General features: G+C 61.9%; 24 protein-coding genes. 11 read left to right on the forward strand and 13 right to left on the reverse strand.

Going from position 1 to position 24,565, the window contains the following annotated elements; all coding sequences use genetic code 11:
- Positions 1–4 precede the first annotated feature (4 nt).
- Positions 5–1,006: an ATP-binding cassette domain-containing protein gene (locus G9U53_RS16500; RefSeq protein WP_030536999.1), complete on the forward strand. Its 1,002-nt coding sequence runs from the start codon at positions 5–7 to the stop codon at positions 1,004–1,006.
- Entirely contained in the window at positions 1,003–1,671 is a 669-nt protein-coding gene (locus G9U53_RS16505; protein ID WP_007732650.1) for a methionine ABC transporter permease, read from the forward strand. Before G9U53_RS16500 ends, G9U53_RS16505 begins: the two co-directional genes overlap by 4 nt.
- A gap of 4 nt (positions 1,672–1,675) precedes the next feature.
- On the opposite strand, the gene G9U53_RS16510 is transcribed toward G9U53_RS16505, so the two are convergent.
- Positions 1,676–2,896: a fatty acid desaturase gene (locus G9U53_RS16510; protein WP_007732653.1), complete on the reverse strand. Its 1,221-nt coding sequence runs from the start codon at positions 2,894–2,896 to the stop codon at positions 1,676–1,678.
- Between G9U53_RS16510 and G9U53_RS16515 the strand changes: the two genes are divergently transcribed.
- Together G9U53_RS16515 and G9U53_RS16520 are read left to right on the forward strand one after the other, a co-directional pair.
- Positions 2,880–4,235 carry an enhanced intracellular survival protein Eis gene (locus G9U53_RS16515; protein ID WP_165638921.1) on the forward strand — a complete coding sequence of 452 codons (1,356 nt, stop codon included), beginning with the start codon at positions 2,880–2,882 and terminating at the stop codon, positions 4,233–4,235. The two genes, G9U53_RS16510 and G9U53_RS16515, sit on opposite strands and share 17 nt — an antisense overlap.
- 65 nt (positions 4,236–4,300) lie before the next feature.
- A complete protein-coding gene (locus tag G9U53_RS16520) occupies positions 4,301–4,864 on the forward strand; it encodes a GtrA family protein (protein ID WP_003939753.1) in 564 nt (187 codons plus the stop codon).
- A 36-nt stretch (positions 4,865–4,900) separates the two neighbouring features.
- On the opposite strand, the gene G9U53_RS33315 is transcribed toward G9U53_RS16520, so the two are convergent.
- Positions 4,901–5,059, reverse strand: coding sequence for a hypothetical protein (locus tag G9U53_RS33315; protein ID WP_207624344.1), 159 nt, complete (start codon positions 5,057–5,059; stop codon positions 4,901–4,903).
- A 55-nt stretch (positions 5,060–5,114) separates the two neighbouring features.
- Here G9U53_RS33315 and G9U53_RS16530 point away from each other — a divergent pair, with 55 nt between their 5' ends.
- Complete coding sequence (locus G9U53_RS16530; protein WP_082845730.1) at positions 5,115–6,236, forward strand: tyrosine-protein phosphatase; 1,122 nt, start codon at positions 5,115–5,117, stop codon at positions 6,234–6,236.
- Between the two features lie 65 nt (positions 6,237–6,301).
- On the opposite strand, the gene G9U53_RS16535 is transcribed toward G9U53_RS16530, so the two are convergent.
- The 3 genes from G9U53_RS16535 to G9U53_RS16545 are packed head-to-tail and all read right to left on the reverse strand — an operon-like array spanning position 6,302 to position 9,710.
- The gene (locus G9U53_RS16535; protein WP_030536995.1) at positions 6,302–7,183 is read right to left on the reverse strand and encodes an LLM class F420-dependent oxidoreductase; all 882 of its coding nucleotides are present in this window, start codon (positions 7,181–7,183) and stop codon (positions 6,302–6,304) included.
- Positions 7,180–8,010 (reverse strand): SDR family NAD(P)-dependent oxidoreductase, encoded by an 831-nt coding sequence (locus tag G9U53_RS16540; RefSeq protein ID WP_054187455.1) that lies wholly within the window; start codon positions 8,008–8,010, stop codon positions 7,180–7,182. The genes G9U53_RS16535 and G9U53_RS16540 overlap by 4 nt, the downstream gene beginning before the upstream one ends.
- Positions 8,007–9,710: an AMP-binding protein gene (locus G9U53_RS16545; RefSeq protein ID WP_042448397.1), complete on the reverse strand. Its 1,704-nt coding sequence runs from the start codon at positions 9,708–9,710 to the stop codon at positions 8,007–8,009. The genes G9U53_RS16540 and G9U53_RS16545 overlap by 4 nt, the downstream gene beginning before the upstream one ends.
- A gap of 182 nt (positions 9,711–9,892) precedes the next feature.
- On the opposite strand from G9U53_RS16545, the gene G9U53_RS16550 reads away from it, so the two are divergent.
- Genes G9U53_RS16550 through G9U53_RS16565 form a run of 4 tightly spaced genes read left to right on the forward strand, consistent with a single transcriptional unit; the run spans position 9,893 to position 13,442 of the window.
- Positions 9,893–11,554 (forward strand): class I adenylate-forming enzyme family protein, encoded by a 1,662-nt coding sequence (locus tag G9U53_RS16550; protein ID WP_007732670.1) that lies wholly within the window; start codon positions 9,893–9,895, stop codon positions 11,552–11,554.
- A complete protein-coding gene (locus G9U53_RS16555) occupies positions 11,551–12,021 on the forward strand; it encodes a nuclear transport factor 2 family protein (protein ID WP_054827056.1) in 471 nt (156 codons plus the stop codon). Before G9U53_RS16550 ends, G9U53_RS16555 begins: the two co-directional genes overlap by 4 nt.
- Positions 12,022–12,034: 13 nt before the next feature.
- Positions 12,035–12,931, forward strand: coding sequence for a TIGR03619 family F420-dependent LLM class oxidoreductase (locus G9U53_RS16560; RefSeq protein WP_165638922.1), 897 nt, complete (start codon positions 12,035–12,037; stop codon positions 12,929–12,931).
- A gap of 1 nt (position 12,932) precedes the next feature.
- Positions 12,933–13,442, forward strand: coding sequence for a nuclear transport factor 2 family protein (locus G9U53_RS16565; RefSeq protein WP_042924821.1), 510 nt, complete (start codon positions 12,933–12,935; stop codon positions 13,440–13,442).
- Positions 13,443–13,450: 8 nt separating this feature from the next.
- On the opposite strand, the gene G9U53_RS16570 is transcribed toward G9U53_RS16565, so the two are convergent.
- Positions 13,451–14,800, reverse strand: a complete 1,350-nt coding sequence (locus G9U53_RS16570; protein ID WP_242692579.1) for a hypothetical protein — start codon at positions 14,798–14,800, stop codon at positions 13,451–13,453.
- 80 nt (positions 14,801–14,880) lie between these two features.
- Here G9U53_RS16570 and G9U53_RS16575 point away from each other — a divergent pair, with 80 nt between their 5' ends.
- Positions 14,881–16,296 (forward strand): DUF222 domain-containing protein, encoded by a 1,416-nt coding sequence (locus G9U53_RS16575; RefSeq protein ID WP_242692580.1) that lies wholly within the window; start codon positions 14,881–14,883, stop codon positions 16,294–16,296.
- Between the two features lie 40 nt (positions 16,297–16,336).
- On the opposite strand, the gene G9U53_RS16580 is transcribed toward G9U53_RS16575, so the two are convergent.
- A complete protein-coding gene (locus G9U53_RS16580) occupies positions 16,337–16,492 on the reverse strand; it encodes a hypothetical protein (RefSeq protein WP_003940615.1) in 156 nt (51 codons plus the stop codon).
- Between the two features lie 135 nt (positions 16,493–16,627).
- On the opposite strand from G9U53_RS16580, the gene G9U53_RS16585 reads away from it, so the two are divergent.
- A complete protein-coding gene (locus G9U53_RS16585; RefSeq protein ID WP_165638925.1) occupies positions 16,628–17,452 on the forward strand; it encodes a mycofactocin-coupled SDR family oxidoreductase in 825 nt (274 codons plus the stop codon).
- A gap of 31 nt (positions 17,453–17,483) precedes the next feature.
- Here G9U53_RS16585 and G9U53_RS16590 read toward each other — a convergent pair whose 3' ends face one another.
- The 6 genes from G9U53_RS16590 to G9U53_RS16615 all read right to left on the reverse strand — a co-directional run bounded on the left by G9U53_RS16590 (position 17,484) and on the right by G9U53_RS16615 (position 24,458).
- On the reverse strand, positions 17,484–18,272 hold the full coding sequence (locus G9U53_RS16590; RefSeq protein WP_003940182.1) for a glucose 1-dehydrogenase: 789 nt from the start codon (positions 18,270–18,272) through the stop codon (positions 17,484–17,486).
- 78 nt (positions 18,273–18,350) lie between these two features.
- Positions 18,351–19,001 (reverse strand): PaaI family thioesterase, encoded by a 651-nt coding sequence (locus tag G9U53_RS16595; RefSeq protein WP_003940283.1) that lies wholly within the window; start codon positions 18,999–19,001, stop codon positions 18,351–18,353.
- The gene (locus G9U53_RS16600; RefSeq protein ID WP_165638926.1) at positions 19,001–19,870 is read right to left on the reverse strand and encodes a MaoC/PaaZ C-terminal domain-containing protein; all 870 of its coding nucleotides are present in this window, start codon (positions 19,868–19,870) and stop codon (positions 19,001–19,003) included. The genes G9U53_RS16595 and G9U53_RS16600 overlap by 1 nt, the downstream gene beginning before the upstream one ends.
- Entirely contained in the window at positions 19,870–21,072 is a 1,203-nt protein-coding gene (locus tag G9U53_RS16605) for a lipid-transfer protein (protein ID WP_165638927.1), read from the reverse strand. The genes G9U53_RS16600 and G9U53_RS16605 overlap by 1 nt, the downstream gene beginning before the upstream one ends.
- 7 nt (positions 21,073–21,079) lie before the next feature.
- Entirely contained in the window at positions 21,080–23,260 is a 2,181-nt protein-coding gene (locus G9U53_RS16610; RefSeq protein ID WP_054826826.1) for an acyl-CoA dehydrogenase, read from the reverse strand.
- A 34-nt stretch (positions 23,261–23,294) separates the two neighbouring features.
- Positions 23,295–24,458 carry a steroid 3-ketoacyl-CoA thiolase gene (locus tag G9U53_RS16615; protein WP_165639019.1) on the reverse strand — a complete coding sequence of 388 codons (1,164 nt, stop codon included), beginning with the start codon at positions 24,456–24,458 and terminating at the stop codon, positions 23,295–23,297.
- Between the last annotated feature and the right edge of the window lie 107 nt (positions 24,459–24,565).

The following is a 24,565-nucleotide window of genomic DNA, read 5'->3' on the forward strand; positions in this document are numbered from 1 at the left end:
CGTCATGGTCTTCTCGATCGAATCGGTCTCCAAGGAATACCGCAGCGGCACACAAGTTCTGCATGCACTCGATTCCGTATCCCTGAAAATCGAAGACGGCGAAATCTTCGGCATCATCGGCAAGAGCGGCGCCGGCAAGTCGACTTTGCTGCGCTGCCTCAACCTGCTCGAACGCCCGACCAGTGGCCGGATTCTGTTGGGCGACACCGATCTGACCGCGTTGAGCCCAGCGCAACTGCGCGACACACGCAAGCGGATCGGTGTCGTGTTCCAGCATTTCAACCTGCTGCATTCCCGTTCGGTCGCCGCCAACATCGCCTTCCCTCTCGAAGTGGCGGGATACTCGCGGGCAGATCGACGTGCCCGCGTCGACGAGCTGATCGAGTTGGTGGGCTTGGAAGACCGACGTGACGCCTTCCCCTCGCAACTGTCCGGCGGCCAGAAACAACGCGTCGGCATCGCGAGAGCCTTGGCGGCTTCACCCGACGTCCTCCTGTGCGACGAGGCCACCAGCGCCCTCGACTCGGACACAACCGATTCGATCCTCGACCTGCTCGCCGATCTCAATCGACGACTCGGTGTGACCATTGTTCTGATCACCCACGAGCTCAACGTGGTTCGACGGATCTGCCATCGCGCTGCGCTGATCGATCAGGGCCGCATCGTCGACGAGGGAACGCTCACCGAACTGGTCGCAGACCCGGACTCACCCCTCGGAGAGGCGCTACTGCCGACCGGAACGGTACGAACGTCCAAGACCGGAATTCCGGCGCTCCTCACCTTTGTCGATTCACTGTCCACCTCACCCGTGATTTCCCAACTCTCAAGAGATCTCGACGTCGACGTCACCGTGATCTCCGGCGGTATCGAGGACATCGGATCCCATCAGGTCGGTCGCCTTCGCGTGGAGTTCGCCTCGCACACGGGACTCGTCAGCAACGAAGAGACAAGAAAGTCTGTCGAAGAACATCTTTCGCAGCGCGGAGTGAAGGTGACGTTCTCATGAACAAGACGTCCTGGCAGGATTCCCTGGGCGAAGCATGGGAAGCCCTACTCGACACGCTCTACATGGTCGGTGTCTCGTTCGTGCTCACCGTGATCATCGGTATCGCTCTCGGTGTTCTGTTGCACGCGAGCGCGCCCGACGGAATCCGTCCCAACCGCGTCCTCAATTCGGTTCTGGGCACCGTGGTGAACATCGGCCGTTCGCTGCCGTTCGTCATCTTGTTGGTGCTCCTCATCCCGGCAACGAGGGCGATCGTCGGAACAGCGCTCGGCGCCACGGCAGCGATCGTCCCGCTGACCATCGGTTCGGTGCCCTTCTTTGCGCGCGTCGTCGAGAACGCCTTGCGTGAAGTCGATTCCGGACGCGTCGAAGCAGCGCGGTCCATGGGCGCCACCGACAAAGACATCATCACCAAGGTGCTACTGCCCGAATCCGTTCCGGGATTGGTAGCAGGAGCAACCCTGACGGCGGTGATGCTGATCGGCTTCTCGGCCATGGCAGGTGCCATCGGCGCCGGTGGACTCGGCGACTTCGCAATCAAGTACGGCTACCAACGATTCAACACACCGGTGCTGTTCGTCGCAGTCGTGATCTTGATCGTGCTGGTGCAGGCAATCCAGTCGACCGGCGATCTCGTGGTTCGTTCAATGGCGCACAAGCGGTAACTGATCAGCTCGAGACCATCGCGATCGCTGTTCGCAGTCCGCGCCGCTTACCCGTCTGCGGATCGACGCCGAACACTTCCTTGATTCCGCCTCGGATGCGGAACTTCAACTCCGAGTGCGTCTCCGGAGCGTCGTCCTGGGAAGCCGAGAGAAACCTGTTGGGCAGCGACAACTTCCAGATGGTGCGCAGAGTCAATCCGTACTGCTTCCACAGCGGCCCGGTCGTGTACGGGAGGTCGTACTTGTCACACAGGTCGCGCAACGGCACCGCGATTTCCGAGTACCGATTGCTCGGCAGATCCGGGAAGCAGTGATGCTCGATCTGGTAGCAGAGGTTGCCGCTCATGAAGGCCATGACGGGACCGGCATGAAAGTTGGCAGAGCCCAGCATCTGTCGTAGGTACCACTGAGCGCGCGATTCGTTCTCGAATTCCTCGAGCGTGAACTTCTCGGCACCGTCGGGAAAGTGCCCGCAGAAGATGACGGCGTAACTCCAGTAGTTTCGGATGAGGTTCGCAACGACGTTCGCCGTCAACGTGGTCTTCCACGCGGGGCCGGTCAGGGCGGGGAACAGGATGTAATCCTTCGCCACCTGACGCGCGATCTTCTTACCGACGTCCTTGGCCATCTCCGATTTCTCGGACCACTTCACCTCACCCTTGCGGAGTTTGTCCGTTTCGAGGTGATGCAGTGCCACTCCCCACTCGAAGAGGGTCGCGAGCACAAAATTCGTGATCGGTTGAAAGAGGTAGTCGGCGTGCCACTTTTGATCGCGCGTGACGCGCATGATTCCGTAGCCCACGTCGTTGTCCAGTCCGACGATGTTGGTGAACTTGTGATGGGTGAAGTTGTGCGAGTGCTTCCATCCCGAGGACGGGCAGGTGTTGTCCCACTCCCAGTTGCTCGAGTGAATCTCGGGATCGTTCATCCAGTCCCACTGGCCGTGGATGATGTTGTGGCCGAGTTCCATGTTCTCGATGATCTTGCCGACCCCCAGGAGCGCAGTCCCCAGAATCCAGGCAGGCTTCTTCTTGCTGGCGAACAAGACGATGCGGCCGGCCACCATCAGAGAGCGTTGAAACGCGATCGTCCGCTGGATGTATCGAGCGTCGTGCGCGCCGCGCTTCTCCTCGATGTCGAGCCGAATGGCGTCCAACTCGCGCCCGAGCGCTTCGACGTCTTCCTCGGTGAGATGGGCATATTCCTTGATGTCGGTGATCGCCACAGTGTTTCTCCGTATCGGTTTTCTCCGTGCCGCAGGACTGGTCCGTCGGGCGGTACCCCTGGGAGCCGGTGCGGAAACGTCAGCCCCGATATTCATGTGCGTCTTCACGCAATCTATGCCAGAGTCGATACACGTGAGCCCCGAAAACAAGATCACCATCCGCACCGCTACCGAGAGTGACTGGCCGGCTCTCCAACTACTCGACTCGGTGGGGTTCGGTTTTCACCCGTCTCCCGCGGTCAGCGAACTGACGAAGGCGCTCTACAAGCCCGAGGACATCATCCTCGCCGTCGACGGTGACCTACCCGTCGGCGTGGCCATCGAAATCGACATGGAATTCACCGTGCCCTGCGGACGCCAACTCCCCACGCGCGGAATCACCTGGGTATCCGTCGCCCCGACTCACCGTCGTCGTGGCGTCCTACGCTCGATGTTCACTGCGCTTCATGCCCACATCGAGTCGACCGGAGCACCGCTTGCCGCCCTGACGGCCAGCGAGGCCGGCATCTACAACCGCTTCGGATACGGCCCGGCCACCTTCAGCGAAGGCATCACCCTCGATCGCCGCTTCGCACGATTCCGCCCCGAGGTGCCCGACAACGGTGGCGTGTCCATCGTCGACATCAAAGCTGCCTCGACGCTTCTTCCCGAGATCTACGACCGCTGGCGACTGCAGACTCCCGGCGCGCAGGTCCGTCCGCAACCACTCTGGGACCACATGTTCGCCGACCCGTCCGAGGATCGTGACGGCGCCTCCGGACTGTTCTTTCTGACACACGCGGACGGATACATCGCTTACCGGCACACGAGCGAGGGCCGCGACAGCATCGCCCGGATCGACGAGTTCGTGACGATCACCGAAGATGCGCACGCGGCGCTGTGGCGCACGATCTGCGGCCTCGACCTCGTCACCCGGATCGAGACACGCCAGCATCCTGCCGATCCACTCCGGCTGATGCTCACGGACTACCGCCTTGCCCGGACGACGACGCGCTCCGATCGACTGTGGCTGCGCATCATGGACGTTCCCGCGGCTCTCGAGGCTCGTGAATATGCTGCTGACCTGGACACAGTCATCAAGGTCGAAGATCCGTTCCTGAAGGCCGGCGGAACCTTCGCACTTCAGGTCAAGGACGGCAAGGCCACCTGTACGGCCACTGACGCGGTGCCTGCGATCACGATGCCCTCTGATGTCCTGAGCAGCTTGTACCTGGGCGAGCACCAGGCCAAGACCTTCGCGGCGGCGCACCGACTCCACGCGTCCGATCCGCAGGAGATCCTGAATTTCGACTTCGCTTTCAACGCGCAGAAGCCCGCAATTCTCGGGTACGGATTCTGATGATCTTGCCGACACGGGCATCGACGATTTGTGCCCTCGGTCGTATTCAGGGTTAGCCTCGAACAATGGCGTTTGTCGAAAAGATGGTCAATAGGCTTCCTGAGCGGGTTCTCGTGCGCGTCCTGCCGCACGCAGAAATGCTCAAGTTCCTGGTGGTCGGCGGCATCGCCTTCATCGTCACCACGGTGCTGTTCTTCGGCATCAAGTGGACGGTTCTGCCTCAGCACCCGGTGACGGCCAACATCCTTGCGGTCCTGATCGCGACGGTTCTGTCCTACGTCCTCAACCGCGAATGGTCGTTTGCGCAGCGCGGTGGTCGACAGCGCCATCACGAGGCCGCTCTGTTCTTCATCGTCGCGGGTATCGGTTTGGCCATCAACCAGGTACCACTCTGGACCTCCCGGTACGTGTTCCATCTGCGTCAACCCGAGGTGTCGGTGTTGATGGAAAACTTCGCGGACTTCATCAGCGGATCGATCATCGGGACCCTGCTGGCGACGGCCTTCCGCTGGTGGGCCATGCGTCGGTACGTCTTCCCCGAAGAAGCCACCGACAGCCAGGTCGTTCTCGACATCGAAGCGACTCCCGGCACCAAGACGCCGACAACCGACGCCACCGCCCTCGACTGACTCCCGGATCGACGCACCCGATCGCTCGCGCTTCGATCAGAGTTCGTCGATTGCGATCAACCCGTCCTGCAGCGCCCGCACAAGCAGTGCCATCTTTGTCGGCGCGATGCTCCTGAACGGGCTGGCCCATCCCTGATCATCATCGGCGACAAGCACTCCAGCCTGCAGTTTTCCCGCTCTGCACAACACGGTCACGACACAGTGATCTCTGGTGCGTAGCCTCCGATTTCCAATTGGATTCGGAGGACCCATGGCTACTTGCAAAACTCGAGTTCTTGCGCTGTCGGCGGCAGGACTCATGCTCGTACTCGGCGCATGCAGCAAGGCCGAGTCGGCGAAAACGCCGACCGACCTCGACGTGACATCAGCGTCCGCCGGACACTACTCACTGGTCTGGGAACACGGCGGCTCGGAAAAGGTGCGTGTATTCGCCGCCACCGACCCGAAAAACCCAGCCGCAGAAGGAAAGGAAATTGGCACGGTCGACGGCTTCTCCACTGAGGTCGACGGCCTCGACCCACTGTCACGCTGGTACTTCGAGGTCATAGACGAGGACGGCACTTCCACCATCGCGTCAACCCGCCACGTGACGCTGCAGGGCGCAGCCAACGTGCGTGATGTCGGCGGATACGAGACAGCCGACGGCCGATCAGTCAAGTGGGGCCTGGTTTTTCGTGGCGACCGCTTGAGCGATCTGACTGCTGACGATCAACAAACGATCGAGAACGCAGGCATCCGGACCGTTGTCGATTTCCGAGGTGACAGCGAGATCGCAAAGGACGGAGCAGACAAGGTTCCCGCGAACGTGAAAGTGGTCAACACGGCAGTCCTGGATGCCGGCACTCAGGCTCTTGCCACAGCGATTACGAGTGCCCTGAAATCTGGTGACCCTGCAATTGTGGAGCAGGTGCTCGGGGGCGGTGAAGCCGTCCGGATCAGCGACACCGGCGCCGTCGACCAACTGTCCAAGCCTGACGGAATGACTGGGTATTCCCAAGCCCTACGGACCATCGCCGATTCCGAGTCCGCAGTCGCTTACCACTGCACGGCAGGCAAAGACCGCACTGGACTGATGACAGCTCTACTTCTCGGCATTCTGGGTGTTCCTGACAAGACCATCGTCGACGACTTCGTCCTGTCGAACACCTACAACAAAGCCAAGAACGAACAGACCTACACGTTTCTGTCTTCGAAAGGAATCGATGTCGATCTGTTGAAACCGTTGATGGAGCAGCGTCCCAGCCAGATTCAGCCAGTACTCGACAAGATTCGCGACCAGTTCGGTGGGTGGGAGAAGTTTTCGCAGGACGTGCTGAAACTTGACGCCGACACGATCGCAAAGCTCCGGAGCAAATTGCTGACCAAGCAATAACTGATCGACGTTCCGACAGCAATGACCGGCAGCCGCTCCGATGGCTGCCGGTCACGCCCGCACTCCTAGTTACTCAGCCCCAGCCGCTTCGAGCATTCGGCCATTTCGTCGATGATCAGTTCCAGCGACGTGCCACGACGACTGGCGGACAGCACGATTCGATCGGCTCCCAACCCGCGTGCCCACTCGAGTTTCGCTTCGTCGAGCCTGGGCAGTGTCGCACCGAGTACCAGCGAGACGTCGGCAGGATCTCGATCTGCCTTCACCGCAGCAGCTTTCATCGCTGCTACGGCCTTGTCGAGATCTTCACCGGCCAGTCCCAGCGGCTGGAAACCGTCACCCAACCGGCCTGCTCGCCGAGCAGCAGCGAGACTGTGTCCACCGATGTAGAGCGGAACTCCGGATTCGCGGTGCGGCTTCGGCCAGCTGTACGCACCCTTGAACGAGAAGTAATCGCCGTCGAAATCGACTGCTTCCTTGCCCGCCCAGAGTGAACGCATCACCGCGATGGCCTCATCGGCTACCTTGCCGCGGCGCTCGAAGTCACCGCCGCACGCCTCGATCTCTTCCTTCATCCACCCCAGGCCGAGGCAGATGCGCAATCGCCCACCGGAAAGGCGATCGAGCGTCGCCAATCGTTTGGCGAGCACTACCGGATTGTGATTGGGCAGCACCAGAACTCCAGTGGACAAGCCCAAAGTGGTTGTGGCACCCGCCACGAACGAAAGCAGTTCGAGCGGATCCGGGATGTCGCAGTCATCGGGAAGATGCGATTTTCCGGTCGGAGAATAGGGGTACTCGCTCTCGGTGTCGGCGATGACCACCGAGTGCTCCACTGCCGAGATCTCGTCGAAACCCAGCGACTCGGCCGCACGGGCGAATTGCAGAATCCAATCAGGGTCTCCGCTTCGACCCAGTTCGACCGGAACGACCACGCCGAGCTTCATACCGTTTCCTCCAGTGTCGCCATCAATTTCGGACCATCCACGACGCGACCGAGGTACCGGTCCGCATCGGGATCTGTTGCAAGCCACACCGCCGCTGCAGCGGGTACGGATGCCGGTGTGGCCGCAAATCCGGCGTCCACGATTGCGTCCGCGCCACCACGGGCTTTCCCTGATTCCGTGATGACAAATCCCGGACTCAGGTTGAACGCTTTGATTCCGGCGTCTCGGTACTCGGAGTTGATCGCTCCGGCAATACGTCCGAACGACGCCTTCGACGCGGCGTACGACAGACCCCAACCACCCTCGCCGGGAGGCGCAGGCGGATCCATGGTCGCCGAGCCCGATGCCAGATTGACCACTACGCCGTTGCCGCTCTTGATCATCGACGGGAGTATCACCTGGACCAGAGCGAGTTGGTGCAGATAATTCCCGATCGCCATCGCCTGAGCGTCGTCGATCTCGATGTCGAGCACCCGGTCCATGTTTCCGACCGTCTGCGCATAGGCGTTGTTCACCAGCACGTCGACGCGTCCCCACTCGGCCAGCACCCGTTCACCGGCGCCGCGGACGGATGCCAGATCGAGCAGGTTCATCGGAACGGCCAATGCGCGCACACCGAAGGACTCGATCTCGGCAACCGTCGTCTCCAGGCTGCCGGGCACCGGAATCACTTGCTCGCCTTGCCTCGTTCGCGGGGCTGCCCGCCCCTCTCCTTCACGAACGGTGCGAGCAGTGATTGCAACGTCGAATCCGGCGCGCGCGAATGCCAGCGCGCACTCTCGGCCGATCCCCCGGGAAGCGCCGGTCACCAGCGCAACTCCACTCACAGGAACCGCGTGCGGCCGTGAGTCTCGAACTCCTTCTCCAGGTTCACCACGTCAGCTTCGGTCATCAACGTGTATTCGGGAGTGCCTCGGCCCACCCAGTGGAACACTGGTTCGTCGGTCCGCCAGCGATCGGCTTGAAGTTCACGTTTGAGTACCTTGTTGGAGCCCGTGACGGGCAGGTCGGTCGAAACGCGAACAAATCGTGGCGCCGCCTTCGTACCCAGATCCGCCTGCGCGGCAAGGTAGTCGGCGAACTCGACCGGATCGAAATCGGCGAGATCGGCGACCTCGATCGCAGCCATGACCTGATCACCCGAACGCGGATCCGGTACCGCGAAGACACCCGTGGCAATCACTTTGGGGTGCCGACGCAGGATGTGCTCGATCATCAAAGCCGAGGTGTTCTCACCGTCGACGCGGATCCAGTCGCCCTTGCGTCCCGCGAAGTAGATGAAGCCGGCCTCGTCGACGTAGCCGAGATCGCCTGTCCAGTACCAACCGTGGCGAATCTTCTCGGCGATCGCGTCTTCGTTCTTGTAGTACCCCTCGAACTTCTTCGATCCGGCCTTGTCGACCATCTCGCCGATGGATTCGTCGGGGTTCAGCACGTGACCGTGCTCGTCGAGAATTGCGCGGGGTCGCTCTTCGCGCGTATCGGGATCGACGATGACGATGTTCTCGCTCGCGGGACGGCCCAGCGCTCCGGCAGGTTGGTTCGGATCGAGCACTACTGAACCGGCACCTTCACTCGAACCGTATCCCTCGAAAAGTTGTGCACCGAAACGACGGATGAACTCTGCCTTGTCCCCCGGCGACGCCTCGGTCCCGAAGCCGTGGGTGAGGGTGTTCTCGATGTCGTCGGGCAGTTCCGGCGTCGCCATGAGATACCCCAAGGCCTTACCGACGTAGGTGAAATATGTTGCGCCGTAGAACCGAACGTCCGGCATGAATCCCGAGGCCGTGAACTTACGAACGAGGCAGACCGTAGCTCCCTGCGAAAGGGCCGGCGCCCACAGAGCCATCAACGCGTTGCCGTGGAAGAGCGGCATGCAGCAGTAGCAGACGTCGTCGCGGTCGATGTCGTACTTGGCGCAGTTCGCGTAGGCCAACCGCGTCAGACGCCCCTGGCTGCACCGCACCGCCTTGGACATTCCGGTGGTGCCCGAGGTGAAGAGAAGCAAGAACAGCGTCGACGCGTCGACACCGAGGTCGATCTGAGGCGACTCGACGTGATGTGCTGCAATCTTGTCCGGGTACGACGCGTCGTCGACGAGGACGAAACGATCTTCGGTCAGCCCGAGGTCCAGGCCGGCAAGCTTCTCGTAGCCTGCTTTGTCGGTGACGATCAGCTGGCAGTCGACGTACCGGACCTCAGCCTCGAGTTCAGCTCCACGCCTGGTCGGATTGATGCCGACGATCGTGGCCCCGGTCAGGGCCGCGCCGCCGAGCCAGAACAGGAACTCCGGATCGTTCTCGAGAAGAACTCCGATGTGAAACGGTCCGGGCGCGCGAAGCGACTTCGCCAGCGAGCCGCGCGCTGCGCTCTCGCGCACCACCTCGTCCCAGCTCCAGTCCTGCGTCCGCGTCCGCAGACCCAGGTGCTGATCACCGAGACGGTCGATCAACATCTGCGCGACGTCCTCGCGCTGAGGAGCTGCAAGAGCTGCATTCGAAGATGCTTCGGTGGCGGTGTTCGTCATCGTGTCCTGTGTCCTAGTCGATATCGGAATGTCGATTACTCCAACTGCGATACGACTCGAACGTATCGACGCCTCAGAGCCGGAACCGTCCCAGTCTCGCTCAGTGGTAACCGCCGCCACAGATATGATTTTCTCGTGAGATTTTGTGACGTGAAAAGCGCCACAATACGAAAGGCCATTCCATGACTGCCCCCGCAGATCCGCAGTTGCTTCTGGACCAGGCGGTCTCACGCCTCACCGGTCCAGGTGGGCCATTCGAGATCGTCGAAGAAGAGGTTCTCGGCACCGTCATGCCTGTGATGAAGAACCGCGGTCACGCCATCGGTGAACTGATCTCGGCATCTCGCGCCTGGGGCGACGGCGACTATCTCGTCACCAGCGATCGTCGAATCTCGTTCACCGAGCATGCCGATTCCGTTGCCGCGCTGGCAACTGCTCTGCGGGACAAGTACGGAGTCCGCAAGGGCGACCGTGTGGGCATCCTCGCTGCCAACACTCCCGAATGGGTCATGACGTTCTTCGCGACGCAGGCGCTCGGCGCGATCGCAGTCGGTCTCAACGGTTGGTGGGTTCCGCGCGAGGTCACTCACGGGATCGAGCTCTCACGTCCGAAGGTTCTGGTCGTGGATGCCAAGCGCGGCGCCGCCCTCCCCGAACTGCCGGCAGACATCACGGTCCTCACCATGGAAGAGGATCTGCCCGCGCTCATCGCGGAGTATGCAGGCTCCGACGTGCCGAGCACCGACATCGACGAGGACGACCCCGCCGTCATCCTGTTCACCAGTGGTACCAGCGGCCGCCCCAAGGGCGCACTCCATTCGCACCGCAACGTGATGGCCGTCGTCGACTACCACAAGTACAGCGACGCGATCGGCGCCGCATTCACCGGCCGTGAGTACGACGCTTCCAAGCCGAGCCCACTGCGTTATCTACTCACCTCCCCGCTCTTCCACATCGCCAGCCTTCACAATCTGGTGGTTCCCCGTCTCGCGACGGGCAGTGCCGTCATCCTGACCGAGGGCGGCTTCGACGTCGACAAGGTGCTCGGGTTGGTCGAACGCGAGCGTGTCACCAACTGGGGTGCTGTCCCCACGATGGCATCGCGGCTACTCGAGCACGGCAACATCGCCAAGTACGACGTCTCTTCGCTGACTGCATTCTCGCTGGCATCCGCGCCGTCGTCGCCCGCGTTCAAAGAACGCCTCAAGGAGCAGGTGCCGTTCGCACGCAATGCTCTGGTCGACAGCTACGGCCTCACCGAATGCAGCACCGCCATTGCGGTCGCCGTCGGCGCCGAACTCGAAGAGTTCCCAGGCACTCTCGGGCGTCCGATCATCACCGTCTCGATGGAGATTCGCGATCCCTTCGGCGAATGGCTGCCGGACGGCATCGAAGGTGAAGTGTGCGTACGCAGCCCCTTCGTCATGCTCGGATACTGGGAGAACGACGAGGCGACCGAGTCGGCAATTGCCCCCGGACGCTGGCTCCGCACCGGCGATTTCGGCGTAATCGAGAACGGGCGTCTCCGTCTCACCGGTCGTCGTTCCGACCTGATCCTGCGTGGCGGCGAGAACGTCTACCCCACCGAGATCGAGCAGACGCTCGACGAACATCCAGACGTGATCGAGTGCGCTGTCATCGGCATGCCGCACCCCGACCTCGGCCAGGAAGTGTCCGCCGTGGTTGTCCTGCGTCCCGGAGCCGCCACAACGGAGGCGGAGCTGCGTGATTACGCCGCCGAGCGACTGTCCTACTTCAAGGTGCCGTCGAAGTGGCGCATCACCAGCGATCTGTTGCCTCGCAATGCAACCGGCAAGATGGTTCGGCGCGAGATCACCGTATGACCACGGAGCTGTCACGGATCGTCGCCGAGTCGGCGATCCGTGACCTGCTCTGCGAGTACACGCATCTGATCGATCAGGGCCGATTGCGTGAAGTCGCTGCATTGTTCGCCTCGTCCGACTACGGGCAGTGCGGGCCGGACGGGGTTGCCATCACGCTCATTTCGTCCGACGCCGACGCAGTGTTCGCAGCCTGCAGCGGCTTCATTCGAATGTACGGTGATCCGCCGGTTCCACGAACCAAACATCTGCTGACCAACACGCGAATCGCAGTCGACGGTGAATCAGCGACGGCACTCTCGTACGTCACGGTCATCCAGGGTACCGAAGATCTTGCCCTGCAACCCATTCTGGCGGGGCGCTACTTCGATCGCTTCACCTGCGTCGACGGGTCGTGGCAGTTCAGCTCGAGACTCTTCTGTCTGGACAACATGGGCGAGATGTCCGCGCATGCCAAGCGGGCACTGTAGAGGAACGACGACTGTGGAAATCGGCGTCAACATCTTGGGCCTCGAGGCCCTGTTCGACGGCAAGATTCGCCCGGTTCTGGACTTCGCCGCGCGTGCTGACCGTGCCGGGATCGATCTGATCTGCACCGGCGATCATCTCGGGTTCAATGCCGAAGCACACGCTCAGCGGGTAGCCGAACACAACTTCTTGTTCCCGCTGGATCACCCTTGGTACGAACCGATTTCACTTCTTTCCTCGATCGCCGCAGTGACCGAACGCGCTCGCCTCGGAGTATCGGTTCTGATCGCCACTGTTCGCCCAGCCGCCCTGCTTGCCAAACAGGTTGCAACTCTCGACTCATTGTCCGAAGGTCGAGCCGTCATGGGTTTCGGCGTCGGTTGGCAAGAAGCCGAATACACCGCTACCAACATGCCTTTCGACGCGCGATTCGGGCGCATGGAGGAGGCTGTCGCAGCGTGTCGCGAACTGTGGACCAATGCTCCGGCCACCTTCAAGGGACGCGACTTCGCCTTCGAGAACTACCACAGCCTCCCGCTGCCGATCCAAAATCGCGTACCGGTGCTCTTCGGTTTCGGACCAAGCCGGCGGAACTTCGACCGCATAGCACGCGCCGCCGACGGTTGGACCGTGAACCCGACCGACCTGGGAACGTTCACCGACAGTGTCACATTGCTGCGCAACACGTTCGAAGCCCACGACCGCGAGCCGGATACCGCACGTGTGCAAGTGTCTGCGGCGCCGGTTCGGCGCGACAATCGGTCCGTCGACCTCTCGGCAACCGCTGACAAGGTCCTGGACTGGTCCGACCGCGGCGCGTCTGCCGTGGTGCTTCGGCCTGCCGTATTCGATTGCGCTGCCGAAGAACTACCGGAATTACTCGACTGGATGACCATCATCAAGGAGGCGTGACATGGACCAGGCACTGCAGGATCTCATCGACAAGCAGGCAATTCGTGAGGTGGTTCTGACGTACTGCCGCGGCATCGATCGCCTCGACTTCGATCTCGTCCGCAGCGCCTACCACCCGGACGCCATCGACCATCACACCGGATTCGACGGCACCATCGACGAGTACATCGCCTGGGCCACAACAAAACTCTCCGCGATCGGCGGCACGATGCACCACATCGGCAACCACCTGGTCGAACTGCACGGCGACCACGCGATCAGCGAGGCCTATTCGATGTCCACACACTGGGGCGGGCCCGAAGACATCGGAATGATCAACTTCACCAGTGGTGCGCGGTTCATCGACCACATGGAGCGGCGCGACGGCCGTTGGGCGATCAAGGAGAGATGGGCCGTACGCGAGTGGACTCGCTCGGACGAGGGCCGCTTCGTCAACCCCGAAGGGCCTGGTCCGCGTGGGCGTCGAGATGCCTCGGATCCGCTCACCGCACTACGAAGGTCCCTTGAATAACTTGGGGTTCAGTCTTCGAGGTCGAATTCAACTCGCGCTCTCGCGAACAACATGCGGATATCCTTCCCGAACGTGACTGCTGCCGTTCCCAATGCATTGACCGCTGCGGTCAACGGGTCCGATTCGATCGCGTCGAAAATCGCATTGAGAGCGTAGGACGGAACATGAATATTCCCGTGATCGAACGGATTGGACTCCGGTTGCGGCGAATGGTCCACTATCTCGATCTTGACTTCCAACTCCACATTCTCGATCCCCGCACCGAATTCCTCCTCGTGTAGGTGCTCGAATGCCGTTGTGCGATTTCCGAAGGGTTCCGGAAGTTGTTGTCCCACAGGCATAGCGTTGAGGGCCGGACGAACCCAATCCCTGTCGGCTAATCCCGCATGCTCATACGCCTGCACAGCGGCCCAAAACGCGAGTCGACGAAGAGTCGCGACGTTCATGCGGACGACCGCTTCGAGAAGTGGTCGGTCCATACGAGCTAGATCTTTGCCGGACTGGAATCGTTCGAGTTCAGGCATCGGATCTCCTCCCCACTCCTGCCGCTCTCGTTCAGCAGCTTCGGCGCGGAGGTCACTGATTTGCACAACCCTGGACGGCTCGCCGTTCTCGCCGTAAATCGTTATCCATTTCGACTCGATGTCCCGTTGTGGACGAGGAATCGGTTCAGGTATCGGTTCGTCCACAGGAACGCCATATCCCGGCATGTCCCACTGCAGCGATGGCCGCACCTCTTCACCACCTGCAGGCCACATACGCACCCGCCAAACATCTCCGGGTTCCGTCGATCCGGGCCAGCCGTAGTTTACAAAACCGCGGCCGGCAATCTCGACCAGATATGACCCCTCGGGTACATCACAGACAATGAACTCCCCACCCGGAGGTGAATCAAAGCTGATTGACCCCTGCGGACCAACCGTCAGAAACGACTCACTGACCTGCTGCCATTTCTCGCGATCGGATGTGGGTCGGGAGGACCAGACTTCGACCGTTGTATGCATGTTGAAGTTGTTCTGGTGCGGGCTCAGGACAATCACAACTGTGCCGTCACTGTACGCAGGGCGCGAAGCCATCGCGAGTTCGAGCAGGTCCGTTTCCCTCCCGAAACCGTCGTCGTCGCCGTATATGTAAAACTGTCCATAGTCCATGAAGAGCACAAGCGACTGTTCACTGAGTTTCACCGCGTTGTCTGCCACAAGCCGATACTTACACAGTGGCACGACAATCACGTTCGAGTTTCGAATGAACAGGATCCAAAACGCAAGCACAATAAGCATTTCGGCCGATTCGGACTTTTCCGACTGATTTGAGAATTCAGTTCGCATCGAACACACATTCGAATAGAATGGATGCATGTTCAACCCGACAACAGAGCTCTTTCGGTATCTCAGCACAGCTGACCGGTACCGAAACTGATTGTGCGCTGGTTGATCTCATGACCGATCTGCATGCATGCGAGGCGATGCTGGTCGAACGCAAGCTCGCTGTGATTGCCGAGTTCTTTTCGCGGCGAAGCTCGGAGCATGTCGCCAGTGGTGCGTGGTCGTCGACCGCACACGAGTTGGCGGAGTCGGAAGTCGGTGCGTCACTGACGATGGGTCGCGCGGCTGCCGGCAAGCTGATCGGGTTGGGGTTCTCGTTAAAGACTCGTCTGCATCGCACTCGAGCGGCGATGGCCCGTGGCGAGTTGGATCTGTACCGAGTTGGTTTGATCGATTCCGCGACCGCGAACGTGAAAGACGAATTGATCGACGAGGTGGAACGACTACTGCTCGAGCAGGTTCTCGCCCCACCAGTAGCAGGCGGAACGGGCTTGACGGGAAGGCGACTGACAGCGGCGATCGATCGGATCGTGGCGATGGTGGACCCGGAAGGTATGCGAGAACGCCGACGCCGTGCTCTCACCGATCGGTTCGTCGGAGTCAGCGCTGCCGAGGACGGGATGGCAAAGATCTTGGGAAGCGTTCCGGCAGAGCAGGCTCGGGCATTCGACGGCCGACTACGCGAGTTGGCAGTGTCGGTATGCCGAAACGACTCACGAACGTACGAGCAGCGACGAGCCGACTCGCTCTTCGAGTTGACCAACGGATCACAATTCTTGCCGTGCAACTGTGGCCGAGATGATTGCCCGCAGGATCGTAGCGGTGGTGTTGTCGTTCGTCGGCCCGTGGTTCACGTCGTGATGACTGATTCCACTCTGCACGGTGGCGGTGAGCCCGCCCACCTCGACGGGTACGGGGTGATCAGCGCTGAGCATGCTCGCGATATCGCCCGTGACGCCGCAATTCGAAACGTCCGCGCACCTGCTGATGACGTCGCAGAGCCGGTGCCTGCTTCGGCGCGCGTCTACCGGCCGGGCGCCGTACTCGATACCTGGTTACGGATCATTGCGGGCAGCTGCCAATGGCTGCATTGTGATGTCCCGGCCTGGAATTCCGATCTGGACCACAATGAACCGTTCCATCACGGCGACCCCGAATGCGGCGGTAAAACGATCGCGTCGAATATGAGTGCGTTCTGCCGCAACCATCATCGCCTCAAGCATTCCGACCGGTGGCGGTTCACGTCGAACGAGGATCGGACCATGTCGCTGACGTCGCCGACCGGGCATTGTTACCGAACGCGACCCGCAGGATTGATGGCTGGATCGCACGAACCGACACCGCCCCAGGGCGGTCGAAATCGGCGGACCCAGGCGGAGAACAAAGCTGCCCGTATCCAGAGTGAACGCAATCGCCAGCGCCGACGGATACAGAAACGAGCAGAGGAGCACGTTCAATGTAGGCAGTGGAAATCACCGCCGGCTCACCGAGAACCCATCGATTTCGGAGACGACCCGCCACCGTTCTGAGATACCGAGCGGTGTCGAGGCGCGCCGACGTGTCGCAGGGTCAGTCTGACGTCGGCTTGGTGCCGTCTTCTGGTGCCGGATCGTCGTCGGCAAGCGGATCTATGGTGTCGACACCTTCGAGGACGGTCAGCTCTTCTTCCGCCTCGGCGAGGAGCCCTTTGGCTTCAGCTTCGACCTTCTTCACCCAATCGGACATCCCGAGCCTCTTCTCTTCCGAAGCGAGTTCCCGCTGTAACTGAACTCAGACTACGTCGCCGGCGACGAATTTCGCCGTCCCCTCGGGTCAGTACTCATGACCGAGTAATCATGATTCACGACGGACGGAGCACGCATGCCCGGACAGTTGGAAGGCAAAACCGCACTGATCACCGGGGCCGCCCGAGGTCAGGGCAGGAGCCACGCCGTGCGATTGGCGCAGGAGGGCGCGAACATCATTGCGCTCGACATCTGCCGTCAGATCGAATCGGTGGCCTACCCGATGGGAACCGCCGACGATTTGCGGCAGACAACAGCAGCGGTCGAGAACCTGGGACGAAGTATCGTCGCGCGAGAAGTGGATGTTCGCGATCTGTCCGCACTGCGAACTGCGGTATCCGAAGGAATTGCGGAGCTGGGCAGCGTCGACATCGTCCTGGCCAACGCCGGTATCGGCATGATGTCCCCGGATATCGACGATGCTCGCGCCTTCCGCGACCAGATGGAGGTCAACCTATTCGGCGTCTGGAATACCGTCCAGGCCGCAGCGCCCGCGATGATCGAACAAGGTACAGGTGGCGCAATAGTCCTTACCGGATCAACTCTGGGACTTGTCGGTCGTGGAGGTGACGGCACCGGCGGATCCGACGGCTACTGCGCGAGTAAACACGCCATCGTGGGGCTTGGGCGCACGTGGTCGCACTGGCTTGCTCCCCACAATATTCGTGTCAACTCCGTGCACCCGACTGGCGCGAATACACCGATGGTCGTCAACGACGCGGTCGCGAAGCTGTTTGCGGACTCCCCGACATCGAGCGGAGCCTACGTGGGCAACCTCTTGAACGTCGAGTTGATCGAAGCTGCCGACGTCAGCAACGCGATAGCCTGGCTGGTTTCGGATCAGGCTCGGTACGTCACAGGTATCGCGTTGCCGGTCGACGCCGGGTTCACGGCCAAATAGACGCCGGATACACCGGCTGCGTCGCCGTCGATCAGTCGACGGTCGGCGCCCACTGCACGCCGTTGATGTGCCCACCACCGTCGACGAAGAGGGTGTTGCCGGTGACGTAACGGCTGTCGTCACTTGCCAGGAAGGCCGCAACGGGGCCGATGTCGTCGAGGGGATCGCCGATCCGCCCCATCGGGTTCTGTGCGGCCATCACTGCCACGTTCTCCGGATTGGCTTCGGCGACACGCTTGTACGCCGCACTCTGCGCACCGGGACAGATGACGTTGCAGTTCACCTGCTTGGGAGCCCACTCGCGGGCAGCAGTGCGAGTCAGGGTTCGCAATGCTTCCTTCGCCGCGTTGTACTGCACCGAGTACATGTGAGCATTCACGCCATTGAGGCTGCACATGTTGATCACGCGGCCCGTGCCGTGACGCTCCAGTTCCGGCAGGGCAGCCTGCATCGCCCAGAATGCCGCCATCACTGCCATGTCGAAACCGCCGCGCAATTGCTCGTCGGACATCTTCTCGAGCCGAGCGAAACCGAAAGTCCGCCAAGCATTGTTCACCAGGATGTCGAGGCGTCCGAACCGCTCGACGGACTTGTCGACCATGGCAACAACCTGAGCTTTGTCAGTGACGTCGGTCCGGACGAATTCCGCCTCCGCGCCCCATTCGTCCCGCAACCACTGGGTGGTTTCGAGGCCCGCCGCCTCGTCGATCTCGGCAACCAACACCGACGCGCCTTCACGCGCGAACGCGCCCGCCACTCCGCGCCCGATGCCCATACCGGCACCGGTGACCACTGCTACACGTCCGTCGAGCTTGCCCACTGGGCCCTCCTTCGTCAGAACCCCTGTGCGCCTTTTTGGTAGTTCCCACTACCAAAAAGGCGCACGGGGGCGAAGCCCCTACCTGGGGCGCGGCACGGTCTTGTCGATGAACAGTCCCTCTACCGACACACACAATTCGCCGTCCGCAGTTTTGATCTCACCGACGGTGTGAATCTTGCGGCCGTCCTTGGACAGGAATTTGCCGCTGATCGTGAGTGGCTCGAACAGCGGAGTCGGGCGATGGTACCGAGTGCTCAATTGTGCTGTCATGCCGGAAGTTCCACCCCAGGCGTTCGCGACGCCGAGAACGTGATCGAGCAGCAGCGCCGAAACACCGCCGTGCACATGGCCGGGAGGGCCCTGGTACGGCAGCGTCAACGTGACCACTCCCTGCACCGACCCGTCAGCGAGCCCTTCCAGAACGAGCGGCGGCGCAATGGCGTTCTCGGGGCCGGTCACGGGGTCGTGACGAGTCACGCCCTCACCGTTCCACATGTCGATCAAGCGCTCGGCCACCTCGGGTGAGTGCTGCTCGAGGTGCTCGGCAATGCTGTTGAGCTCCTCCGCAACCCGGTCCAGATTGGCGTTTCCGCGGTCGGTGCGCAGCATCGCGTCGACAACGCGACGCGCTGCTGCCGTGGCCCGGTCGACCGGGGCGTCCTGCGGCGGCGACGTCAGAATCGTGCCGCCCGGATGTGTCGCTGCTGTGGGGTGCGAACCGAGGTCCATCAGTTGATCTCCATTGTTGCGTGCGTGAGAACCGGGGAGTTCTCGCGTTCGGGGCACGTCGCCGCCAACGTCAGTGTGTTGCCGTCCTGCCATACCGAGGTGGTGATGGATTCGCCGGGGAAAAGCGAACCGGCAAACCGCACCGAGTAGTTCTTCACCCGCGTCGGATCTCCGTCGAGAATCCCGTCTACCACGGCCTTGCAGACGATGCCGTACGACGCGAGGCCGTGCAGAATCGGTGCATCGAAGCCCGCCATCTTCGCGAAGGAGGGATCAGCGTGCAGCGGGTTCATGTCTCCACTGAGTCGGTACACCAGCGCCTGTGAGGGACTCGTGCTCGACGTCAGTACCTTGTCGGGCGCTCGATCAGGCACCCCGGCAACAACTTCGGGCCCGGTGTTGCCGCCGAATCCACCTTCGCCGCGCGCCCAGATCTGCATTCCGGTGGTCCATAACGGATTCCCGTCCAGGTCCTCGGCCGCCGTCTCGAGAACGATCACAGCTGCCTTTCCCTTGTCCCAGACATCGGCGACCCGAGAGGAAATACGGGCAGCACCCGTCGACGGGATGGGCGCGTGAAGTGCCAGCGACTGCCCACCGTGCAGGATCTTTCGCAGATCGATGTCGATTCCCGGCATACTCATCGACGGTGCGGGCAGTACACCCGCCGAAACTCCCTGGCCTGCAACCATTGCAAACGTCGGGAGTACCTTCAGCCCCTTTTCGTACACCCAGGTCAGTTCAGCGAGATCGAGAGCATTCACCCCTGCCCCGAGTCCCAATTGGTAGAGCATGACGTCGCGATCGGTCCACGACGCCTCGCGCACAGTCGGTTCGGCGGCCAACGCCACCTCGAGATCGATAGCCATCAGTTCTCCAAAGTTCCGGCTCGGTAGACCGTCACGACGCACGCGCCGCCCAGTCCGAGGTTGTGTTGCAAGCCAATACGAGCGCCTTCGACCTGCCGCGCATCCGCGGTCCCGCGGAGCTGCCACGTGAGTTCGGCGCACTGCGCCAAGCCCGTCGCGCCCAGCGGGTGTCCCTTCGAGATCAAACCACCCGACGGGTTGACGACCCACTGGCCGCCGTACGTGGTCGCGCCGGATTCGACGAGCTTTCCGCCTTCTCCGACCGCGCACATCCCCAGGCCCTCGTAGGTGATGATCTCGTTGATCGCGAAGCAGTCGTGCAGTTCGATGACGTCGACGTCATCGATGGTGATCCCGGCCTGCGCAAAGACCTGCTCTGCCGCAGCTGCCGTCATCGGCGCGCCGACCACGTCGATCATCGACTTCTCGGCGAACGCTGCCTCGGTGTCAGTGGTCAACGCCTGTGCGACGATTTCGATCGCCCGGTCTTCGAGGCCGTGCTCACGCACGAACTTCTCGCTCACGACGATCGCGGCTCCGGCGCCGTCCGAGGTCGGCGAGCACTGCGAACGTGTCAGCGGCTCGTGAATCATCTTGTCGCCGAGTACCTGTTCGAGGGTGTACTCGTCACGGAACTGTGCGTACGGATTGTTCACCGAATGCTTGTGATTCTTGACCGCCACCGCTGCGATCTGCTCGACCGTGGTGCCGTACTTCTTCATGTGCTCGACGGCAGCGTTACCGAACAGCTGAGCTGTCATCGGCGATCGGGCGAACCCGTAATCCTCGACCATGATCTTCAGCTGAGAGTCCAAGGTCGTGACCTTGGGCATCTCACCGCTACCGGTCAACGCCGTTTTGGTCATCTTCTCGAAGCCGACGGCCAAGGCGCACTCGGCTTGTCCGGCCTGGACCCACTCGCGCGCCATCATCAGCGCCGTCGAGCCGGTCGCGCAGTTGTTGTTGACGTTGAAGATCGGAATGCCGGTCAGACCGGTCTCGTAGAGAGCTCGCTGTCCTGCTGTCGACGCGTTGAACACGTAACCGACCGCAGCACGCTGAATCTGGCCGTAGCCGATTCCGGCATCGGTCAGGGCATTCGAGACGGCTTCGGTCACCATGTCCGGGTATTCCCAGTCGCGGGTCTCGATCTTCTCGAACTTGGTCATGCCGACGCCGATGACGAAGGTGCGATTGCTCATGTGCAGGTCACTTTCCCGGTTCAGGGTCGCGAGGCAGACCCAGGATTCGCTCACCGATGATGTTGAGCTGAACATTGGTTGTACCACCCGCGATGGACATGCACTGCGAGTTCAAGAACATCTGGGTTGCAGACATCCGATGCTGTTCGCCCAGAAGTGAACTCGGTCCGGCCCACTCCATTGCCACGTCCCAGACCTGCTGGATGTGCTCGACACCGATCAGCTTCGCCACCGAGGATTCGGCACCCGGCTGCGCGCCGGTGAGCGAGCGCAGCGTGGTGCGCAGACCGAGCAGACCACCGGATTGCGCGTCGCACAGCACCTTTCCGAGCACGGTCAGCTGCTCGTCGTCGATGCCACCGGGCAGTCCGTCGACCAGGCTCAGAAGAGCCTCGCCACCCGATCCGAGCGACGAGTCGTTGGACAGCGAGACACGCTCGTTGGCCAGCGTGGTGCGAGCGAGCTTCCAGCCGTCGCCTGGCTCGCCGACCAGGCACTCGTCGGGAACGAAGACGTCGTCGAAGAAGACTTCGTTGAACAGTGCTTCACCGGTGATCTCGCGAAGCGGGCGAATGTCGAGGCCGCTGTTCTTGATGTCGATCAGGAAGTAGGACAGACCCTTGTGCTTGGGGGCGTCGGCGTCGGTGCGCGCGAGGCAGATTCCCCAGTGCGCGTCGCGTGCCATCGACGTCCACACCTTCTGGCCCTGCAACTTCCAGCCACCGTCGACCTTGGTGGCCTTTGTACTCAGCGCGGCGAGGTCGGAACCTGCGCCGGGCTCGGAGAAGAGCTGACACCAGACGATGTCGCCGCGCAGTGACGGCGGGACGAACTTGGCGAGCTGCTCTTCGTTGCCGTGCGCGATGAGCGTCGGGATGACCCAGTTGCCGATGATCATGTCGTGCGGCTTGATCTTCGCAGCGCGCAGTTCTTCGGCGATGACCAGCTGGCTGACGGCGTCAGCGGACTTGCCCCACGGAGCCGTGAAGTGCGGTGCGGTGTAGCCCTTTTCCGCGAGGTACGTCTTCTGCGCGGCACCTTCGAGTTCGAGCGCAGGACCGAGCTCGGCGCGAACGTCGGCGCGGACCGCCTCGGCCTCGGGCGGCAACTCGATGCTGAGCACGCGACGGGTGCCGGCAATGGTCAGCTCGGCAACGCGACGACGCCAGGATGCCGTGGAACCCAGCAGAATTCGCAGGGACTGCGCGCGGCGCAGGTACAGGTGCGCGTCGTGCTCCCACGTGTAGCCGATTCCGCCGAGCACCTGGATGCAGTCACGCGTGACGGAGAAGCCAGCCTCGAGGGCCGTGGCTCCGGCGACGGCTGCTGCGAGAGAAGCCTCTTCGGCACCGACGCCGTTGGCGGGAGTCAGCGCACGCGCAGCGTCCCAAGCGCAGACGCGTGCCTGTTCGGCAAGCGCGAGCATACGTGCAGCCTTGTGCTTGACACCCTGGAACTGGCCGATCGGGCGACCGAACTGCTGACGCACCTTCGCGTAGTCGGCCGACGTCGTGACTGCCCAGTCGGCCAAGCCTGATGCCTCGGCCGCGAACAGTGTTGCGGCAATGTCGAGTACACGCTGGGTATCGATGGTGAGGATCTCGGAATCGGTGAGCACCAAACCGTCGACGGTGACCTCGGAGTTTCGACGCACGACGTCGTAGCTGGCCAAGTCCGTGACCTCGAGGCGGTCACGTCCGAGCAGAACGAATCCGCTGTCCGTCGCGAGGAGGAACAGGTCAGCGACATGGCCGCCGAGAATAAGGCTGGACGTTCCGCTGAGGGTGGTGTTGTCGCCGTCGCGGGTGATCTTCAGCGAACCCGGCTGTAGTGCAACAGCTCCGAGCGTGCTGCCATCCACGAGCGTCGGCAGTCTGTCCGTTTCTCCGGCATCGCTGAGAACAGCGCTGACCACTACCGTCGGCAGGAATGGTCCGGGAACCATCGAGCGTCCAAGTTCCTCGACGACGATGGCGAGTTCGACCAATCCGTATCCTGCGCCGCCGAATTCCTCGGCTACGTGTAGTCCGAGAAGCCCCTGCTCGGCAAGCCCGTTCCAGAGTTGGGGGCGAGTTTCGACCTTCGCCTCGACGGCTTCACGGACGACGGTGGGTGTTGCGTGACGCGCCGCCCAGCCCCGTACGGAGTCGCGGAGGTCACGATCTTCTTCACTCAATCCAATAGTCATGTCTACCTCGTCAATTCGACAGTGTCAGTACGGGTCAGATGCGTTCGATAATGGTGGCGGTCGAGAGAGCGCCACCGGCGCACATCGTGACCAGAGCCGTCGACTTGTTCGAGCGCTCGAGTTCGTGCAGCGCAGTGGTGATCAGACGAGCGCCCGTGGAACCGACGGGATGTCCGAGCGCGATCGCACCACCGTTGACGTTGACCTTGGACAGGTCTGCGCCGTGAACCTGCGCCCAGGAGAGCACGACCGAGGCAAAGGCTTCGTTGATTTCGACGAGATCGATGTCGTCCAAGGTCATTTTGGCCTTGTCGAGCACCATCTGGGTGGACTCGATCGGCCCGTCCAGGTGATAGAAGGGATCGGATCCGACCATGCCGGACGCGACGATCCGCGCGCGGGGCTTCAATCCCAGTTCCTGTGCGCGCTCTTCGCTCATCAGCAGTACCGCAGCCGCGCCATCACTGATCTGCGACGAGTTGCCGGCGGTGTGGATATGGTCTTCGATGACCGGCTTGAGCCCAGCCAGCGCTTCTGCCGTCGTCTCACGCAGTCCCCCGTCGCGAGTGACAGTGGCGATCTCACCGGTAGGCACGCCTTCCTTGTCCACCACGGGAGCCTTGACGGGCACGATCTCGCGGTCGAAGCGTCCTTCTGCCCAAGCCTGAGCTGCGCGGCGCTGCGATTCCAGACCGAACGCGTCGACGTCGGCGCGCGTGATCCCACGCTTCTCGGCAATTCGCTGCGCGGAGGTGAACTGGTCACCCATGTCGATGGTCCAGTCGTCCGGGTACGGGTTTCCCGTTCCGGGTGCGTTTGCCTGACCCAGGAACACACGGCTCATAGCCTCGACGCCGCAGCCGATACCGGCCGAGATCTGACCAGACGAAATCAGGCCGGAAATCAAATGCACTGCCTGCTGGGCGGATCCACAGGCGCAGTCGATAGTGGTTGCCGCGGTGCTGTACGGCAATCCGGCGTGCAGCCACGCCTGCCGCGTGACGTTGTTGGACTGCTCACCTGCCTGGGTGACACAGCCGCCGACGATCTGTCCGATGTCTTCCGGTGCGACGCCTGCCCGTTCGAGAACGCCGAGCTGCGCTGCTCCCAGAATCTCGGCGGGGTGCAGTCCCGCCAGGGCGCCGCGACGACGGCCGATCGGTGTCCGAGCGGCCTCGACGATGACTGCATGACCCATGATGTTCGCTCCTTCGTGGAGTTTTCGGTCGGTGAGCTGGCTCACCGTCTAATTTTCTGTAATTTATTCTATTAACGATGTCAGGGCAATGTCCGGATTGACATCAA

This window comes from Rhodococcus sp. D-46, assembly GCF_011290655.1.
GTDB lineage: Bacteria > Actinomycetota > Actinomycetes > Mycobacteriales > Mycobacteriaceae > Rhodococcus_F > Rhodococcus_F qingshengii.